The organism is Ruegeria sp. AM7, assembly GCF_056535965.1.
This window is the reverse complement of sequence record NZ_JBQFJE010000003.1, coordinates 2,775,779-2,795,078: the sequence shown is the minus strand read 5'-3', so window position 1 is coordinate 2,795,078 and position 19,300 is coordinate 2,775,779. Positions and strand designations below refer to the sequence as shown.

General features: G+C 61.2%; 14 protein-coding genes. 3 read left to right on the top strand and 11 right to left on the bottom strand.

The genetic code is table 11. The features are described from left to right. Window positions 1–2: 2 nt before the first annotated feature. From ACR3EG_RS17950 to ACR3EG_RS17915, 8 genes are all read right to left on the bottom strand, one after another. The gene (locus tag ACR3EG_RS17950; protein ID WP_480497540.1) at window positions 3–2,627 is read right to left on the bottom strand and encodes a molybdopterin-dependent oxidoreductase; all 2,625 of its coding nucleotides are present in this window, start codon (window positions 2,625–2,627) and stop codon (window positions 3–5) included. After that, window positions 2,624–2,956 (bottom strand): nitrite reductase small subunit NirD, encoded by a 333-nt coding sequence (gene nirD, locus ACR3EG_RS17945; RefSeq protein ID WP_170355473.1) that lies wholly within the window; start codon window positions 2,954–2,956, stop codon window positions 2,624–2,626. The genes ACR3EG_RS17950 and nirD overlap by 4 nt, the downstream gene beginning before the upstream one ends. After that, a complete protein-coding gene (gene nirB, locus ACR3EG_RS17940) occupies window positions 2,953–5,385 on the bottom strand; it encodes a nitrite reductase large subunit NirB (protein WP_480497542.1) in 2,433 nt (810 codons plus the stop codon). Before nirB ends, nirD begins: the two co-directional genes overlap by 4 nt. A 5-nt stretch (window positions 5,386–5,390) precedes the next feature. After that, window positions 5,391–7,076, bottom strand: a complete 1,686-nt coding sequence (locus ACR3EG_RS17935; RefSeq protein ID WP_480497544.1) for an ABC transporter ATP-binding protein — start codon at window positions 7,074–7,076, stop codon at window positions 5,391–5,393. Between the two features lie 5 nt (window positions 7,077–7,081). Further along, a complete protein-coding gene (locus tag ACR3EG_RS17930; protein WP_480497546.1) occupies window positions 7,082–8,167 on the bottom strand; it encodes an ABC transporter permease in 1,086 nt (361 codons plus the stop codon). A gap of 98 nt (window positions 8,168–8,265) precedes the next feature. Beyond that, the gene (locus ACR3EG_RS17925) at window positions 8,266–9,633 is read right to left on the bottom strand and encodes a CmpA/NrtA family ABC transporter substrate-binding protein (protein ID WP_480497548.1); all 1,368 of its coding nucleotides are present in this window, start codon (window positions 9,631–9,633) and stop codon (window positions 8,266–8,268) included. A 271-nt stretch (window positions 9,634–9,904) separates the two neighbouring features. Further along, complete coding sequence (locus tag ACR3EG_RS17920; protein ID WP_480497550.1) at window positions 9,905–11,077, bottom strand: ABC transporter substrate-binding protein; 1,173 nt, start codon at window positions 11,075–11,077, stop codon at window positions 9,905–9,907. Next, window positions 11,074–11,658: an ANTAR domain-containing response regulator gene (locus ACR3EG_RS17915; RefSeq protein WP_480497552.1), complete on the bottom strand. Its 585-nt coding sequence runs from the start codon at window positions 11,656–11,658 to the stop codon at window positions 11,074–11,076. The genes ACR3EG_RS17920 and ACR3EG_RS17915 overlap by 4 nt, the downstream gene beginning before the upstream one ends. A 286-nt stretch (window positions 11,659–11,944) precedes the next feature. Between ACR3EG_RS17915 and ACR3EG_RS17910 the strand changes: the two genes are divergently transcribed. From ACR3EG_RS17910 to ACR3EG_RS17900, 3 genes are all read left to right on the top strand, one after another. Beyond that, window positions 11,945–13,099, top strand: coding sequence for a phosphoserine transaminase (locus tag ACR3EG_RS17910; protein ID WP_480497554.1), 1,155 nt, complete (start codon window positions 11,945–11,947; stop codon window positions 13,097–13,099). A 72-nt stretch (window positions 13,100–13,171) separates the two neighbouring features. Then, window positions 13,172–14,767: a phosphoglycerate dehydrogenase gene (gene serA / locus ACR3EG_RS17905; protein WP_480497556.1), complete on the top strand. Its 1,596-nt coding sequence runs from the start codon at window positions 13,172–13,174 to the stop codon at window positions 14,765–14,767. Between the two features lie 119 nt (window positions 14,768–14,886). After that, the gene (locus ACR3EG_RS17900) at window positions 14,887–15,612 is read left to right on the top strand and encodes a metallophosphoesterase family protein (RefSeq protein WP_480497558.1); all 726 of its coding nucleotides are present in this window, start codon (window positions 14,887–14,889) and stop codon (window positions 15,610–15,612) included. Here the strand turns inward: ACR3EG_RS17900 and ACR3EG_RS17895 are convergent. The 3 genes from ACR3EG_RS17895 to ACR3EG_RS17885 form a co-directional block, all read right to left on the bottom strand. After that, entirely contained in the window at window positions 15,605–17,116 is a 1,512-nt protein-coding gene (locus ACR3EG_RS17895) for a malonate--CoA ligase (protein WP_480497560.1), read from the bottom strand. The two genes, ACR3EG_RS17900 and ACR3EG_RS17895, sit on opposite strands and share 8 nt — an antisense overlap. 81 nt (window positions 17,117–17,197) lie before the next feature. Beyond that, a complete protein-coding gene (locus tag ACR3EG_RS17890) occupies window positions 17,198–17,902 on the bottom strand; it encodes a GntR family transcriptional regulator (RefSeq protein ID WP_480497562.1) in 705 nt (234 codons plus the stop codon). A 26-nt stretch (window positions 17,903–17,928) separates the two neighbouring features. Next, on the bottom strand, window positions 17,929–19,281 hold the full coding sequence (locus tag ACR3EG_RS17885) for a formimidoylglutamate deiminase (protein ID WP_480497564.1): 1,353 nt from the start codon (window positions 19,279–19,281) through the stop codon (window positions 17,929–17,931). Window positions 19,282–19,300: the final 19 nt, after the last annotated feature.

The window sequence follows — 19,300 nt, the reverse complement described above, 5'->3', positions numbered from 1 at the left end:
AACTACTGAGCGGCCTCTTTCTGATGGGCCGACGCGAGCAGGCTCGCCAGTTCCGGGCGGCATGAGCCACAATTCGTTCCGGCCTGCAACGCCTCGCCAATGGCTTCGACGGTCATCAGCCCTTTGGTCTCAATAGCGGTCAGGATGGTGTTCACGCCTACGTCGAAACAGGAACACAGAACAGGGCCGGGATCGGGCCGGTCGGCCGGTGCGCGACCCGACAGCAGGTCGGGCACCTGTGGCAGAGTCGCCAGATAGTCGCGCATCACGGCCACGGGCTCGGGAGAGATGAACAAGGCAGCGACCAATCGTCCGTCTTCGTGAAACGCCAGCCGCGCCATGCCGCGCGCCGGGTCCTCGACGATCGTTATCTGTGCTTCGGGCAATCCGAAAAGATCACGTGCGGCGGTTTGCCAGTTATTGATTGCGCCAACCCCGGCCAGCTCGGCGCGATAGCCGGTTTTGGTGGGGGTCTGCGCCCAATATTCGCAGGACGGCTGCATTTCGCGATGTGACACCGCAAACCCATACCATTTGGCGTTGAACCGGGTGACGTTTACCACGGACGCTTTGCTTTCGGGTTGTCCCGAAACCGGGTCCGTCGCCGCAGCGACCACGGCGTCGATCCGGGCTGAGGGGGCGGTTTCTCCGGTCCAGTGTATAGGCGCAAAGACCTGTCCTTGTGTGACATCGCGTGTGATCCGTGCCCGCAGGATGGATGTTCCATGTGGGCTTGCGACCTGCACCAGATCGGCGGAGTTTATCCCCGTGGCGTGCGCATCATCGGGATGAATGTCCAAAAACGGCTCGGGCAGATGCGCGGACAGGCGCGCGGACAGACCGGTACGGGTCATCGTGTGCCATTGGTCGCGCAGCCGACCGGTGTTCAGCCAGAACGGATAGCGCGGTTCTGTTTTGGCCGCAGGTGCGCGCCATGTAACTGGTAAAAGCCGCGCCTTGCCGTCGGGGTGATAGAATTGCCCATCCGCAAAGAACCGTCCGCCCTGCCGTGTGGCCGAGACGGGCCAGCGCGTCGGCCCCAGAGCGTCATACCCCGCCGCATCCAAGTCGCTGAGGCCCGAGATATTGAAATCGCGCCCAAACTTGGCGGCCACTCCGGACAGGGTTGCGTATTCGCGGAAAATCTCTCCGGGTGTTTGGTAGTCGAAGGCCGAGGGCCAGCCCATCCGCCGTCCGACCTCGGCCAGAATGTCCCAATCCGCGCGCGCCTTGCCGGGCGCGGGCAGGACCGAGCGCTGCCGGCTGATCGTGCGGTCGGAATTGGTGACAGTGCCGTCTTTCTCGGCCCACGCTGCGGCGGGCAGCAGCACATCGGCCAGTCGCGCCGTATCGGTGCGCGCGGTGATGTCCGAGACCACGGTGAACGGGCAGGCCGCAATCGCGTCGCGCACCGTGTCGGCCTCGGGCATCGACACCACCGGGTTCGTATGGATCACCCACAGCGCCTTGACGCGCCCGTCGCCCACGGCGCGGAACAGGTCCACGGCCTTGAGGCCCGGGGCCTCGGGCATGGTCGGGGCCGACCAGAAATCGCGCACGGCGGCGCGGTGATCGGCGTTTTCGATATCCAGATGACAGGCGAGCATATTGGCCAGTCCACCGACCTCGCGCCCACCCATGGCGTTGGGTTGACCGGTGACCGACAGCGGCCCGCAGCCGGGCTTGCCGATGCGCCCCGTGGCCAGATGGCAGTTCAGGATGGCGTTAACCTTGTCACTGCCCGAACTGGATTGATTCACGCCCTGACTGAAGATCGTCACGACCTTTTCAGTCTCCATCCACATCTGACAGAACCGCGCGATATCGTCGGGGCTGAGCCCAGTGACCGACACATCATCGGCCAGCGCACTGTCCAGCGCCTCGTGAATACCGGTGGTGTGGGTCAGGAAATCCGTATCCACCAGCCCTGCAGCGTCGATCTGCGTCAGCAGGTGGTTGAACAAGGCCACATCGCTGCCTGCTGCCAGAGGCAGGTGCAGATCGGCACTGTCACAGGACGCAGTGCGGCGCGGGTCGATCACGATGATCCTCGTGCCGCGCGCCTGCTGCGCCGCCATCAGGCGCTGATACAGAACCGGATGGCACCACGCCAGATTGGATCCGACCAGCACGACCAGATCAGCCTCGTCCAGATCCTCGTAAGTGCCGGGCACGGTGTCGGTGCCAAAAGCGCGTTTGTGGCCCGCGACGGTCGAGGCCATGCACAGCCGCGAATTCGTGTCGATATTGGCCGTGCCGATGAAGCCTTTCATCAGCTTGTTGGCGACATAGTAATCCTCGGTCAGCAATTGCCCCGAGACATAGAAGGCCACCGAATCCGGTCCGTGTTCGGCAATCGTCTCGCGGAACCGGTCGGCGACCAGTTGCAGCGCGTCGTCCCAGCCGGTTTCTTCACCGGACACCACCGGACTTAACAGCCGTTGCGATAGACCCACTGTTTCGGCCAAAGCCGAGCCTTTGGAACAGAGCCGCCCTTGATTGGCCGGATGATTCGGATCACCGGTGACGGTCAGGCCACCCGCGCCATCCGGTTGCAGCAGAACACCGCAGCCGACCCCGCAATAGGGGCAGGTCGAGCGCGTGGCGCAGGCACTCAGGTCTTTCACGCGGCGCTCCTTTGCCCCAATGAGGTGCTGTCGAGCAGGATGCGGTCTCCGTCCAACTGCACCGGGTAGGTGGCGATCTGGCCTTCATCCGCGCCTTGGGCTTGACCTGAATTCAGGTCGAACACCCAATTGTGCAGTGGGCAGGTGACAGACTGGCCATGCACGATGCCTTCGGACAGAGGCCCGCCTTTGTGGGGGCAGGTGTCGGAGGCCGCAAAGACCTCATCCTTGGCGGTGCGGAATAGGGCGATGCAGCCCACGGGCGTTTTCACCACGCGCGCGCCGCGCAGGGGGATGTCGTCGATATGTCCGATGTCGATCCAGCTCATTCTGCGGCCTCCAATGTCAGATCGGCCATGGGCGCAAAGCGCGGGGCCTCTTTGGCCTGCTCGGCCCATGGGTCTTTGCGGTAGATGGACTGGCTGAGTTCGAACCGTTCAACCAACGCGCGGCGGTTGTCGAGGTCGTCCACCACAGTTTCCTTGATCCAGTCGAGGCCAACCTTCGCCATCCATTTATACAGACGGTCCAGATACTTGCCGCCCTCGCGATAGGCCTGAGTGACGGCCATCACGACCTCAATCGCCTCGTCCTCGGTGGGAACCTGCACCAGCAGTTCGGTTTCCTTGACGTCCATGCCCGCCGCGCCGCCGATGCTGATCTGGAAGCCCGAGTCCACGCAGACCAAACCGATATCCTTGCAGGTCGCCTCGGCGCAGTTGCGCGGGCAGCCAGAGACTGCCAGCTTCAGCTTGTGCGGCGTCCATGAGCCCCACAGGATTTTCTCAAGCTTTACGCCTAGGCCGGTGCTGTCCTGCGTGCCGAACCGGCAGTGATCGGTGCCGACACAGGTTTTCACCGTGCGCAGACCCTTGGAATAAGCGTGGCCCGAGACCAGCCCGGCCTTGTTCAGATCGGACCAGATATAGGGCAGATCCGCGCCTTTCACGCCCAGCAGGTCGATGCGCTGCCCACCGGTGACCTTGACCGTGGGCACATCGTATTTCTCGGCCGCATCGGCAATGGCGCGCAGTTCCGCCGGGTTGGTGATGCCGCCCCACATTCGGGGTACGACGCTGAACGTGCCGTCTTTCTGGATGTTGGCGTGTTTGCGTTCGTTGACGAAGCGGCTTTGCGGGTCGTCCTGATATTCCACCGGCCAGTCGGCCAGCAGGTAGTAGTTGATCGCCGGGCGGCAGACATGACAGCCGTTGCGCGTTTTCCAGCCCAGCTCCTGCCAGACGGCTTCCTGACTTTTCAACTCTTGTGATTTGATCAGACGGCGGACGTCTTCGTGGGTCAGGTCACAGCAGCCGCAGACAGGCTGCGCCGTGGGCATCTGGAAATCATCGCCCAGTGTGACCTGCAGCAGTTGCTCGACCAGCCCTGTGCATGTCCCGCAGGACGCACTGGCCTTGGTGGTCGTGCGGATCGCGCTCAGATCGGTTGCGCCATCTGCAATGGCCGCGGTGATATCGGATTTGCAAACGCCGTTGCAGCCGCAGATTTCCGCCTCAGGCGGCAATGCTGCAACGGCTGAGAGAGGGTCCGCAGAGGCGCCCCCCTGATAGGCCGGGCCAAAGATCAGCGTCTCACGCATCTCGGACACGTCCTCGCCATCGCGGATCAGGCCAAAAAACCAGTTGCTGTCGCCGGTATCGCCATACATGACCGCGCCGACCAGCGTGTTACCTTCCAGCACCAGCCGTTTGTAAACGCCGCGCGCTGGATCGCGGAACACGATATCTTCGCGGGTCTCGCCCTCGGCAAAGTCGCCTGCGCTGAACAGATCACAGCCGGTGACCTTCAGCTTGGTCGAGAGCGAGCGCTGTTTGAACGCCGCATCCTCGCCCAGCAGGGTCTGCGCCAGCACTTTGGCCTGATCGTAAAGCGGCGCAACAAGGCCAAAGACCTCGCCCTGATGTTCGACGCATTCGCCCACGGCATAGATATCGGCGTCCGAGGTGATCATCTGATCGTCCACATGGATGCCTCGACCCACGGCAAGGCCCGTGTCCTGCGCCAGCGCGGTGTTGGGGCGGATGCCCACAGCCATTACCAGCAGGTCGCAGGGCAATTCGGTGCCGTCCTCCAACAGCAGCGCCCGGGCCTTGCCATCCTTGCCCGCGATCTCGGTCGATTTAGCATTCAGCAGAACTTTGATGCCTTTTTCTTCCAGCGATTTCTTCAGCAGATAGCCTGCGGCAGGGTCCAATTGACGCTCCATCAAGTGGCCCATGATATGCACCACGGTCACATCGGCCCCGCGTGCGGCCATGCCTGCGGCGGCCTCAAGCCCCAGCAAACCGCCGCCGATGACGACGACCTTGTTGCCCGCGCCCATGCCCATCATCTGTTCGGTGTCTTCCAGATCGCGATAGGCGATCACGCCGTCCAGATCATGCCCCGGCATCGGGATCATGAACGGGTTCGACCCGGTGCCGAAGATCAGCTTGTCATAGGCGACATCGCCATTTTCGCCGCGCACAACCTTGGCGGTGCGGTCAATGTCGGTGACTTTCTCACCAAACCGGCAGGTGATGCCACGTTCGGCATACCAGGCGTCGTCATGGGTGACGATGTCCTCATATGTCTGATCACCGGCCAGAACCGGGCTGAGCATGATGCGGTTGTAGTTCCCGCGCGGCTCGGCGTTGAACAGGGTGATGTCGAACGCATCGGGGGCAGCGTCGGTCAGGTGCTCCAGCACCCGGCCCGAGGCCATGCCGGCTCCGATGACTACCAGTTTCTGTTTCATGTCATTCACTCCGCGGCAATGGCTTTGGGGGCAGGGGATTTGGGCTTGGGTTTGGCCCCATGTTCGTATTCCTCAAGGAAATCCAACACCTCTTGCCGGTATTCATAGTAATCAGGGTGGGCCAGCAGCGCCTTGCGGGTGCGCGGGCGTGGCAGGTCGACATTGGTGATCTTGCCGATCGTGGCCTGTGGGCCGTTCGTCATCATCACCACGCGGTCGGCCAGCAGGATCGCCTCATCCACGTCATGAGTCACGCAGATGGTGGTGACTTTGGTCCGCGACCAGACCTCCATGAGAACCTCCTGCAACTCCCACCGGGTGAGGCTGTCGAGCATCCCGAAGGGCTCATCCAGCAACAGTAGTTTCGGCGACAGGGCAAAGGCGCGGGCGATGCCCACACGCTGGCGCATCCCGTTCGACATATCGGCAGCGGATTTGTCCATCGCGTCGGCCAGACCGACCCGTTCCAGATAGTATTCCACCACATCCTGCCGCTCGGCCTGGCTGGCGCGGGGATAGACGCGGTCCACGCCGACCGAGACGTTTTCCTTGGCGGTCAGCCATGGGAACAGCGAGGGTGACTGGAACACCACGGCGCGTTCCGGGTCCGCGCCTTCGACGTGGCGGCCATCCAGCTTGATCGCGCCTTTCGAGATTTCGTTCAGACCAGCGGCCATGGTCAGCACTGTGGACTTGCCGCAGCCCGAGTGACCGATCAGCGAGATGAACTCACCCCGGTTGAGTTTCAGGTTGAAGTCCTCGACCACGGTCAGCGGGCCTTTGGGGGTGGGGTAGACCTTGTGCAACTGGCTGAAATCCAGATAGCGATCTTCGATCAGACCCGATTGCGCCTCTTTCACCGCTGCCGGGACACCGTGGATCGGGGTGACGTCGGGCAGGGTCTTGGTGCCTTCGACCTTGGCCTCGATCCCCACATCCATCAGGTATTTCGTGACCTCGCCACGCAGCGCCTTGAACGTCTCATCATGGTTCATGGCGGACCGGTCGCGGGGGCGGGGGATCGAGACTTTGAACTCGGTCCCCAGCGTGCCATCTGGGTTCAGCGGGATGATGCGGTCGGCCAGCAGGATCGCCTCGTCCACGTCATTGGTGATCAGGACACAGGTCTTGCGGTTCTCTTCCCAGATCTTTTCGATCTCTTCCGCCAGATTGCCCCGGGTCAGCGCATCCAGCGCCGACAGCGGCTCGTCCAGCAGCAGAACCTCGGGGTCCATCGCCAGAGCACGGGCCACGTTCACCCGCTGGCGCATCCCGCCCGACAACTCAGCCGGGCGGCGACCGGCGGCGTGGCTCAGGCCGACCATGCGGATGTAATGGGCAACTTTTTCCTCTTTCTCGGCCTTGGGCATCTTGGGGAACACCGCATCCACGGCCAGCCGCACATTGCCCGTCACCGTCAGCCACGGCATCAGCGAGTAGTTCTGAAAGATCACCCCCCGCTCCGGCGCGGGGCCGGTGATGGCCTTGTCGCGAAAGGTGACGCTGCCCTTGGTGGGAAACTCGATCCCCGCCATCAGGTTGATCAGCGTGGTCTTGCCAGTGCCGGAAAAGCCCAGCAACACCACGAATTCACCTTCCTGAACTGACAGGTTGATGTCTTTCAGCACATCCGTCGCAGCGGTGCCGGTGCCGAATGATTTGCTGACATTCTTGAAGTCGATCACAGCCATATCGGTCACCGGTTGTTCGAGAAGGTAAACAGCGACTGCAGCGCATACATCACGCGATCCAGCAGGAAGCCGATGATGCCGATGGTGAACACAGCCACCATGATCTTGGCGAGTGAGCTGGAGGAGCCGTTCTGGAACTCATCCCAAACAAACTTGCCCAGACCGGGGTTCTGCGCCAGCATTTCAGCCGCGATCAGAACCATCCAGCCAACGCCAAGCGACAGACGCAGGCCGGTGAAGATCAGCGGTAGGGCCGAGGGCAGCACCAGCTTGGTGATCTTGGTATAGGTGTTCATTTTCAGAACTTTGGAGACGTTCACCAGATCCTTGTCGATCGACGCCACACCCAGCGAGGTGTTGATCAGCGTCGGCCACAGCGAACACAGCGTCACGGTGATGGCCGAGATCAGGAAGGATTTCGCGAACCAGCCGTCATTGGTGACGTAAACGGCTGAGACGATCATGGTCACAATCGGCAGCCAGGCCAGCGGCGAGACCGGTTTGAAAATCTGGATCAGCGGGTTCAGCGCGGCGTTTGCGGTGGGCGACAGGCCCGCAGCGATGCCCAGCGGCACAGCGACAATGGTGGCGATCAGAAAGCCGAAGAACACGGTTTTGATCGAGGTCCAGATCTGGTTGTAGTAGCTCGGCGCGCCGGTATAGGCGACCTCTTTGACTTTTTCGGGCTGACCTGCGTCGATGAACTTCTGGTTGCGCTTTTCAACCATCGCTTCGAACTTGGCCTTTTTGGCGGCCTTGGCCTGCGCGTCCTGATGCAGGCTGACAGCCTCGGACCAGACCTGCGCCGGTCCGGGGACTGCGCCCAGTGAGGTTTGTACCTTGGGTGCTAGCGTGCCCCACATCAGAAGGAAGGCGAAGATGGCCAGCAGCGGCACGACCAGCAGGCGCCAAATCTCGCCCATCTGGGCGCGCGGGTTGTCACCTGCACCGGCCTTCAGGATTGGGGTGATCCAGGCCAGGCCCAGTACCTGAAACCATTTGTCGGCGGCGTTGATCCGGGTGAAGAGGCGGGCGCGGCGGGCCTCGCGTTCAGCATCAGCGGATAGCGTGTCGTGGTCGATGGCTGTCATCTTGCGGTCTCCTGGCCCGGACGTTCAGCGCCGGGCGGGGTGGAATTCTGTATGAATGGGGAAGCCCCCCAGCCACCAAGGGCCGGGAGGCAGGGGAGTTAACCCTGAACTTCTGTGCCGACGACGACCTGCTCGCCTTTCAGGCCGATCGGCAGGCTTTGCAGATAGGCGTTAGGCTGACGGGCGTCATAGGGAATGCCGTCGATGATATCCTCGGCGGGCGTGGGGGCCTTGTAGCCGTCGCTGTCCCAGGGGAAGTCGGCCTCGTTCGCTAGACCTTCGTCCACCAGCATCCGGGCGGCGTCCAGATAGATGTCTGGGCGATAGACGGATTTCGCGACCTCGTCATACCACGCATCGGTTTGCGGTTCGGCGATCTGGCCCCAGCGGCGCATCTGGGTCAGGTACCAGATGGCGTCCGAATAGAACGGATAGGTCGCGTTATAGCGGAAGAATACGTTGAAATCGGGCACTTCACGCTTGTCGCCCTTTTCATATTCGAACGTGCCCGTCATCGAGTTCGCGATCACATCGTAATCGGCACCCACATATTCCGGCTGGCTGAGAATTTCGACTGCAGCGGGGCGGTTTGCGTTGTCATTTTCATCCAGCCACATCGCGGCGCGGATCAGCGCCTTAGTGACAGCGCGGGTGGTGTTGGGGTATTGCTCGGCGAACTCGGCGTTGATACCGAACACCTTTTCGGGATTGTTCTTCCACAGTTCATAATCGGTGATCACCGGCACGCCGATGCCCTTGAACACGGCCTGCTGGTTCCACGGCTCACCCACGCAATAGCCATAGATGGTGCCCGCTTCCAACGTGGCCGGCATCTGCGGTGGAGGCGTCACCGACAGGAACACATCCGCGCCGATCTGGCCGGTCACGTTCTCGGGGCTGTAGTAACCGGGATGCAGTCCACCAGCGGCCAGCCAGTAGCGCAGTTCGTAATTGTGGGTCGAAACGGGGAAGACCATGCCCATGTTAAAGGGCTTGCCTTCGGATTTGTATTTCTCGACCACCGGGGCCAGAGCCTCGGCACTGATCGGGTGCTGCGGGCGACCGTCATCCATTTTCGGGATGTTCGGCTTCATCTCTTCCCAGACCTCGTTCGACACAGTGATGCCGTTGCCGTTCAGGTCCATCGAGAAGGGGGTGATGATATGCGCTTCGGTGCCATACCCGATCGTTGCGGCCAGCGGCTGACCGGCCAGCATATGCGCACCGTCCAGCTGTCCGTCGATCACACCGTCCAGCAGTACTTTCCAGTTGGCCTGCGCTTCGAGCGTGACGAACAGGCCCTCATCCAGGAAGTACCCATTCTCATAGGCCACAGCCAGCGGGGCCATGTCGGTCAGTTTGATAAAGCCAAAGGTCAGCTCGTCCTTTTCCAGCTCCAGCGTTTCGGCCAGCGCCGGGCTGATCAGGGCGGTGGTGGCGACAAGGCCTGCAAGCAATTTCTTCATGTGGGTCTGTCCCTTTCTTGGTCCCGGTCAACCGGGTGGGTGAAAAACAAAAAGCCGCTGCACGCTCTGACCGGGAGGAGTGGCCAGAGAGTGAGCGGCTTTGCTCAGTCGTTCCCAAACTTTGGGATAAATTCTTGCGGCACACGCCTTTGCGTGCCGATGGGTTCAGAGTGGTCAATGCGCCGTTGCCGATCAAGCGATTTTGCTGCGACGCGGCGTTAAATGCTGCAATCGCGCGGTGCGGTGCGCGTGTCTGCCTAATTCTTGGGCGTCAGATATCCTGAGGGTCAAAAATGCGTCCATCCAGAAACGCATCCCGTTTCAGCGACAGCTGCCCGTTATGGGAGGCAACGGGCGTGGTCTCACGAATCGCGCCCTCCAGTTTTTCCGAGGCACCGGGCAGATCGGCCCCCAACCCCGCCAGTTGGTTGCGGTAGATATCGCTGCGGAACACGCTGCCCGCTTGGGCCAGCGCCAGATGCGGGTCCAGACCGTATCGTTGCGCCAGACGGTGGGCGATCCACTTGGCCTGACTGCGCCATGGGAAATTTGCGGCCCCGTCGTGGAACTCGACAAATCCCGGCACCTCGCGCTGTTCGGCATGGCCGGTGATGGTAAAGCGCCCCGACAGCGCCCGGTCGATCAGCTCTGACGGAAGGTTCAGATAAGTATCGCGCGCCAGAATCTCGGCGGCGGCGGTGTGGCTGCCCGGCTGGCCCAACCAACGTCCGGCGCGCCAGACGGCCCGCATCAGCTTGCCCAGCAGGTGCGGTTCGGTATCCGCCCAATCAGTGCGCACGGCCAGCACTTTTTCCGGCGCAAAGGCCCAGATCGCCTGACCGGGCAGCAGTAACGCCCCCGCCTGCGATTCCACGGCGACCGAGCCCCAGGGCTCACCCACACAGAACGCATCCACATCGCCCTCGGCCAAAGCCTGTGCCATCAGGGGCGGCGGGATGGTGCGGACTTCAACCCCGATTTTGGACAGTTCGGTGGCCTCAAGCCAGCAATGCAGCAGCTCCACATGCAGGGAAAACGGGAAGGGCACGCCAAAGACCAATGGCCCATCCGCGACTGAGGCCAGCGCAGCGGCGGCCTTGAACGGATCGCGGAAATCGAACTCATAGCCCGAGTCGCGCAGGCGGGTTTCCAACGCGCGGCTGACGCCAATCACGTCGCCATTTACCGACAGGACCGATACCGCGGACAAAGGCTGAGTCACTCCGCCCAGACCCAAGGCCATGGCAACAGGGACCGGCGACAGCAGATGCGCCGCGTCCACCCGTCCAAAGGCCAGCATATCGCGCACGGATGACCACGAGGGCGCGGCGATCAGGTCCAGTTCGACCCCTTCGGCGCGGGCCAGACCCATCTCATGCGCCACGATCAGGGGGGCGGCGTCCACCAGCGGAACATAAGCAACGGGCAGTGTCACAGCGTTCATGACAGCAGCCCCGAGGCCGTGACCAGCGCCTCGGCCACATCGGCGACGCGGCGGCCCTGATCCATCGCGGCCTTGCGCAGCAGCGCGTAAGCCTCTTCTTCTTCGACCCCGCGGGCCTTCATCAGCAGACCCTTGGCGCGGTCGATCACCTTGCGTTCTTCCAACGCACGTTTGGTTTCGGCCAGTTCGCGGCGCATCTGGCGGACGATCTGGAACCGGGCGATGGCCGCGTCCAACACCGGTTTCAGCCGATCCGGCTGCATCCCATCGACCACATAGGCCGACAGTCCGGCCTCGATTGCGGTCGAGGCCAAATCGCCCGCCGCGCCCGAGACGAACATGGCCACTGGGCGTTCCAGTGGCCCGGAGGCAAGGGTCAGTTCCTCAAGCATATCGCGGGTCGGGTTGTCGATGTCGATCAGCACCACATCCGGAATCAAGGCGGCGATCTTGCGCGCAAGACTTGAGACGTTGCCGATCACGTGCACATCATAAGCCCCGGACGCCCGAAGGGCATCGACGATGGCAGTTGCACGCTCGCGGTCTTCTTCTACTACGACAATGGTCAGAGTGTCTGGCATGGCACCTTTTCACCGGGTGGTCGTGCGATCTCAAGAGTTCGGCGGTCATTCCGTAGGGACGCAGAGGTGACTGCCCAAAAAACAGTCAAACCGGGCGGCGTCGGCGTTAACGGGGCGCAAATCATTTCGCCTATCGGAAACTTGTGACCGCGATTGCGGCGTTTGGGCATGTCGGTTTCCGTCTTTCAAGCGTCTTTTTTGCTTGCTGCGGTGCCGGGGGCTTTCTAAGCCTTGAGGTGGGACACCCCTCCCCAACGAGGGGCGTGTATCTGGAAGGGTAATACACATGAGTACCAATACACCGGCGACGCGGCCGGCGAATCCGCGTTTTTCCTCTGGCCCCTGCGCCAAACCCCCCACATTTGAGCTGAACAAGCTGGCCGATGCCGCGCTGGGCCGGTCGCACCGCGCTGCCGTGGGCAAGGACAAGCTGAAAGCGGCCATCGAAGGCACGCGTGAGGTTCTGGGTATTCCGGCAGATTACAAGATCGGCATCGTGCCCGCCTCTGACACCGGCGCGGTCGAGATGGCGCTGTGGTCGCTGCTGGGCGAACGCAAGGTCGAGATGCTGGCCTGGGAGAGCTTTGGTGCCGGTTGGGTCACCGATGTGGTCAAACAGCTGAAGATCGATGCCGAGGTGAAAACGGCGGAGTACGGACAGATCGTCGATCTGGCCTCGGTCGATTTCGCCAATGACGTGGTGTTTACGTGGAACGGCACGACCTCGGGCGTGCGAGTACCCAATGGCGACTGGATCGCGGATGACCGTCAGGGTCTGACGATCTGTGATGCGACTTCGGCTGCCTTTGCGATGGACCTGCCGTGGGACAAGTTGGATGTGACCACGTTCAGCTGGCAGAAAGTTCTGGGTGGTGAGGCCGCTCATGGAATGCTGATCCTCAGCCCGCGCGCGGTTGAGCGGCTGGAAAGCTACACCCCCGCATGGCCGCTGCCCAAGATTTTCCGCCTGACCAAAGGCGGCAAGCTGATCGACGGTATTTTCACCGGGGCCACGATCAACACGCCCTCGATGCTGGCGGTCGAGGATTACCTGTTTGCGCTGGACTGGGCGCGCTCGGTCGGTGGGTTGCAGGGCCTGATTGCCCGCGCAGATGCCAATGCCGGTGCGGTGCATTCGTTTTGTGACCAGAACGACTGGATCGCCAATCTGGCCGAGGATGCGGCGACGCAGTCGAACACGTCCGTCTGCCTGAAATTCACCGATCCGCGCATTCAGGATGGCGCGACCTTCGCCAAGGCCGTGGCCAAACGGCTGGAGGCCGAGAACATCGCGCTGGATATCGGTGCCTATCGCGACGCGCCTGCGGGTCTGCGCATCTGGTGCGGTGGCACGGTTGAGACTGCGGATATTCAGGCCATGCTGCCCTGGCTGGTCTGGGCCTTTGAGGCCGAGATCGCCGCGCAAACAGCCGCCGCCTGACAAGATTTTTCGACGAAAAATCCGGGCCCGCCTGTGGCCCGGACCTTTCCCCAAAATTCAAGGACCAGAGATATGGCCCCCAAAGTACTCGTATCTGACAAGCTCAGTGAAACCGCCGTGCAGATCTTTCGCGATCGCGGCATCGACGTGGATTTCATGCCCGATCTGGGCAAGGATAAGGACAAGCTGGCCGAACTGATCGGCCAATATGACGGCCTTGCGATCCGCTCGGCCACCAAGGTCACGCCGACCCTGTTGGAGAAAGCCGACAATCTGAAAGTCATTGGTCGCGCCGGAATTGGCACCGACAATGTCGACAAGGAAGCGGCCAGCAAAAAGGGCGTGATCGTGATGAACACGCCCTTTGGCAACATGATCACCACCGCCGAACATGCCATTGCAATGATGTTCGCCGTGGCGCGGCAAATCCCCGAGGCCAGCACCTCGACCCATGCGGGTAAGTGGGAAAAGTCCAAGTTCATGGGGATTGAGCTGACCAACAAGACCCTCGGCGTCATTGGTGCAGGCAATATCGGCGGCATCGTTTGCGAGCGCGCGCTGGGCCTGAAGATGAAGGTCGTGGCCTATGACCCGTTCCTGAGCGAAGAGAAAGCCGCCAAGATGGGCGTCGAAAAGGTCGAACTGGACGAATTGCTAGCCCGCGCCGATTTCATCACCCTGCACGTGCCGCTGACCGATCAGACGCGCAACATCCTGAGCCGTGAGAATCTGGCGAAAACCAAGCCGGGCGTGCGCATCGTCAACTGTGCCCGTGGCGGTCTGGTTGATGAGGACGCGCTGGCCGAAATGCTGCAATCGGGCCATGTGGCCGGTGCGGCCTTTGACGTGTTCAGCGAGGAACCGGCCAAGGAAAACGCTCTGTTCAACCTGCCCAACGTGGTTTGCACCCCGCATCTGGGCGCTGCCACGACCGAGGCGCAGGAAAACGTGGCGCTGCAGGTGGCCGAGCAGATCTCGAACTACTTGCTGACCGGGGCTGTTGAGAACGCGCTGAACATGCCCAGCGTGACCGCCGAAGAGGCCAAGGTCATGGGGCCGTGGATCAAGCTGGCCGGTCATCTGGGCAGCTTCATCGGCCAGATGACCGATGAACCGATCAAGGCGATCAACATCCTTTATGATGGTGTCGCAGCTGAGATGAACCTTGCTGCGCTGAATTGTGCTGCCGTTGCGGGGATCATGAAAAAGGTCAATCCTGATGTGAACATGGTGTCTGCGCCCGTGATCGCGAAAGAGCGTGGGATCAATATCTCGACCACCAATCAAGACAAGTCCGGCGCGTTCGAAGGCTATATCAAAGTCACCGTTGTTACCGATAAGCGGGAGCGTTCGATCGGTGGCACGGTGTTCAGCGATGGCAAGCCGCGTTTCATCCAGATCAAGGGCATCAATATCGATGCCGAGGTCGGGGCGCATATGCTCTATACCACCAACGAAGACGTGCCGGGCATCATTGGTGCGCTGGGTCAGACCATGGGCGAGAATGACGTGAATATCGCGAACTTTACCCTTGGTCGGTCTGAGGCCGGGGGCGAGGCGATCGCGCTGCTATATGTGGATGAACCCGTTCCAGCAGAGGCTCGAGCCAAACTGGCTGAGACAGGGCTGTTCACGCAAATCAAACCGCTAGAATTCGACGTCGCCTGACTGTCGGTGTTGAAAATCTGAGACAATCCCAGCCCGCGCCGTCCAAGGCGCGGGTATTTTCTTTGCCATGGGCGGTTTTCCCGTCACAAGCAAAGTGAATTTTGGACCCGAGGTTTTTTATGACGTCTGCCATTTACGCCATTGGCGATATTCACGGCCAACTTGAGATGTTGCAAACCGCCCTGCGCCGGATCGAACAGGATGGAGGCCCGGATGCGCGGGTCGTGTTTCTGGGCGATTACGTGGATCGCGGGCCGAACAGTCGCGGCGTTCTTGACCTGTTGATCGAAGGTCAGCGTGCGGGGCGCAACTGGGTCATGGTCCGGGGCAATCACGACCGGATGATGGCGCGATTCGTGCAGGATTGCGAGGTCGCGGACAGCCACTTGCCGGTCACGCTCAGTTGGTTGCATCCGCGTTTGGGCGGGCGCGAAACGTTGGCCTCTTACGGTGTGGATGTCAGCGACAATGACCGCATCATCCATGTCCATCAACGCGCGGTCGAGGCCGTTCGGCCGCAGCATCTGGATTTCCTCAATGCTCTGCCGAACTATCACCAAGAGGGCGAAATGCTGTTCGTTCACGCGGGTATCCGGCCGGGGCTTCCGCTGGAGCAGCAATCCGAGAATGACCTGATCTGGATTCGCAACGAGTTCCTGACCGAAGCCGCGCCGCATCCGTGGCTGATTGTCCATGGCCACACACCTGTCGATCAGGCCGAGCATTGCGGCAACCGGGTCAATCTGGATGCGGGCGCAGGCTATGGCCGCCCCTTGGCCACGGCGGTATTTGAGGATCGCAAGTGCTGGCTTTTGACCCCGATGGGACGCGTGCCGCTTAGGTGAAGAGTTCGGCGAAACGCTCGCGCAGGGCGTTTTTCTGCACCTTGCCCATCGTGTTGCGCGGCAACGCGTCCAGCACGATCAGTTTGCGAGGGTGTTTGAAACGGGCCAGTTCGGCCTGCGCACGGGCCATGATCGCGTCCAGATCAGGCGTTGCGCCGGGTTCCGCCACCAGCAGGCCCACGGGGGTTTCGCCGAAATCCGGGTGCGGCACGCCGATCACGGCGCTTTCCAACACGCCGGGTTGATCGTCCAGCAGCATCTCAAGTTCCTTGGGATAGATGTTGAACCCGCCCGAGATGATCAGATCCTTACCGCGCCCGACGATATGGACATAGCCATCGGCGTCCACTCGACCCAGATCGCCGGTGATGAAAAACCCATCCTCGCGCAGCTCGGCGGCGGTTTTCTCAGGCATTTGCCAATAGCCTTGGAAGACGTTTGGGCCGCGGACCTCGATCATGCCGATCTCGCCCTGCGGCAGGGTTTCGCCGCTTTCAGGGTCGGTCACTTTCAATTCGACATCGGGCAGGGGGAAGCCAACTGTACCCGCGCGGCGCTCGCCGTCATAGGGGTTTGAGGTGTTCATGTTGGTTTCGGTCATGCCGTATCGTTCAAGAATGCGGTGGCCGGTGCGGGTTTCAAACCGCTCATGGGTTTCCGCCAGCAACGGGGCCGAGCCCGAGATGAACAGTCGCATATGCTGAGCCAGATCACCGGTGAACCGATCATCCCCCAACAGGCGGGTGTAGAAGGTCGGCACCCCCATCATTGAGGTCACCTGCGGCATCAGGCGCAGCATGTCATCCAAATCGAACTTCGGCAGAAAGATCATCGACCCACCCGAGGCCAGCACCACGTTGGTCGCCACAAACAGCCCATGCGTGTGGAAAATCGGCAAGGCGTGCAGCAGAACATCATCTGCGGTGAACCGCCATTCCCGCACCAGCGTTTCCGCGTTTGACAGCAGGTTGGCCTGCGACAGCATCGCGCCCTTGGAGCGCCCCGTGGTGCCCGAGGTATAAAGGAAGGCGGCCAGATCATCCTCGGATCGGCGCACGGGTTCAAACGCGGGCAGCATCCCAAGCGCGCGTCGCATTAAACTGCCCGATCCATCGGCGTTCAGCGTTTCCAGCCGGGCGTTTTGGGCAGCGGCAATGGGGGCAAGACCCTTGGATTTCGCGTCATCGCAAACCACCAGCGCGGCTTCGCTGTTTTCGATGAAATATTGCAGCTCGGCCGTGGTGTAGCCGGTATTGAGAGGCAAAAAGATCAGCCCGGCCTGCGCGCAAGCGGCGTACAGCGCCAGCGCCTCGGGGGATTTTTCAACTTGAACGGCAACACGGTTACCGGGCTCAAGCTCATACCCGATCAGTGCATTGGCCAGCCGCGCCGCCATGTCGAGAAATGCAGCATGGGACAGTGTCTGACCGTTCGGAAGATGCAGGAACGGCGTGTCCTTGCCCGCGTGAATTCCGAACAAACGATCGTAAAGCGGGTTGCTCATCACAGATGTTCCTTTCGCCAGATCAATTTCGTGGAAATCTGGCGTGGATCGGCAGGGCGGTAAAGCCAATTCTTGACGAAATCAGAACTGCGTCGTCATGCGGTAGCCGGCCGCGAAATACATCTTGGCGAAGGTTACAGGCTGGCCTTCCAGCCAGGTGATGCGCTCACCGGTGAAAACAGGCTCACCTTCAGGGACGTCCAGAAATCCGGCAACCATTGCGTCGGCACGGCTGGCCAGGAACGTCAGTTCGACGTTTGTGAAAGGAACTGTCTGGATCAGCCACTCATTCGGTCCGATCTGCGAGAAATCCGCTTGCATCACTTGCGGGACGCTATCGACGACGATCCAACGGTCTTCGTATTGAAATGGCGTGTTGCCTGAAAAGTGCATGCACCTGACATGCATCACCGGTTGCCCCGTATGCAATTCCAGCCGGGCCGCCAGCCAGTCGGGCGCGTTTTCCCGTGCCGAAGAGACCAACGCATAGCGATAGGTCCCGCCAAGGGCCTCAACCTCGTCTCGGACCATCGGAATGGTAAATCTGGCTTGCCTCTGAGGGGCGCTCAGAACCCGCGTGCCTGCTTTGCGACGACGCTCAAGATATCCTTCGTCGGCCAGTTCGCGCAGGGCGCGGTTCACTGTGGTGCGGGTGCATGAAAACTCGGCGGCCAGATCCTGTTCGTTGGGCAGCAGAGAATCCGGCCCCCAATCCCCGGACCGAATACGAGACAGGACCGTTCTCTTGATGTCCTTGTAGCTGGTGGTCTCGGATGTCTGGGTCATGTGCGTCCTGCTTTCAGGGATTCGTTTTAGACGTCAGCCAGCAGCTCGGCAATCGCAGCGCGGTAGGTATCTACAATGCGGTCGCGTGCGACATGGCGGCCTTCGCGCACCATGTGCCGCCCGGCGGACCAAAGATCCGTGACCAACCCATCGGGGCCGGCAAAACACAGCCCGTCCAGTACCTGATCATCGGTCAGCGGCCATAAGGACGGATGCGAACGATCAAAGGCCACAAGATCGGCCAACTTACCAATGGCTATCGAACCAGAATCCCGATCCAACGCCTGCGCTGCTCCGCTGGTGGCGCCTGTATACAGCGCATGGCCCACGGACCCCTCTCCGCGTACCAGAACAGCGCGTTCGCGGTCGCGCAGGCGTTGCGAATACTCCAACGTTCGCAGTTCTGCGGGCAGTGAAATTCTGATGTTAGAATCGGAACCAACACCAAACCGACCCCCTTCATTGATAAAGGCGGAGCCGTTGAAAATACCGTCGCCAAGGTTCGCCTCGGTGATCGGACACAGCCCTGCAACAGCGCCGGATCGCGCCAGCATGCGGGTTTCGGTATCGGTCATGTGGGTGGCGTGGATCAGACACCATCTTTGGTCGACATCCATATTGTCCAACAGCCAAGCCACAGGGCGTTGGCCTAATGCGGCCTCGACATCGGTAACCTCTTGCACCTGCTCAGCGATGTGGATGTGGACCGGGCCAGTTGGGTCCAGTTGCATAAGCTGTTCCAAGTCACCGGGCGCGGTCGCCCTCAGCGAATGAGGCGCAACACCGATCCTGCTGTCTGCATGCGGCAGGATCGCGCGGCACTCTTCGGTCAGGTCACAATAGCGGTCCAAGCTGTTCCCAAATCGCAACTGCCCGCCCTCTAAAGCCTGTTGCTGTACGCCCCCGTAGGAATACAGGACCGGCAGGTGTGTCAAGCCGATCCCGGTTTGATCCGCTGCGGCAAAGATTCGTTGGCTCAGTTCGGACAGCGTGTCATAGGGCTGCCCGCCGGGCTGGTGATGGACATAGTGGAACTCACCAACTGCGGCAAAGCCGGCCTCTTGCATCTCCACATACGTCAGCGCAGCTATGGCCTGGATTTGATCGGGCGTCAGCCTGTCGAGAAATCGATACATCAAGGTGCGCCAGGTCCAAAAGCTTTCACGCCCTGCCGCTCGGGTTTCGGTCATGCCGGCCATGGCGCGTTGAAATGCATGGCTATGCAGGTTTCCCGGCGCCGGCAGCAAAAGGTCGACGCAGGTATCCCCAGAGACTGCCGCGCCGGTTTCAAGTCCGGATACCCGGCGATTCCGAACGTGGACTCGTATGTTCTTAGCCCATCCCGTTCCCAACAAGGCTGTCTTCGCGTGGATCGTCATGGCATATCCAATTTGTGTA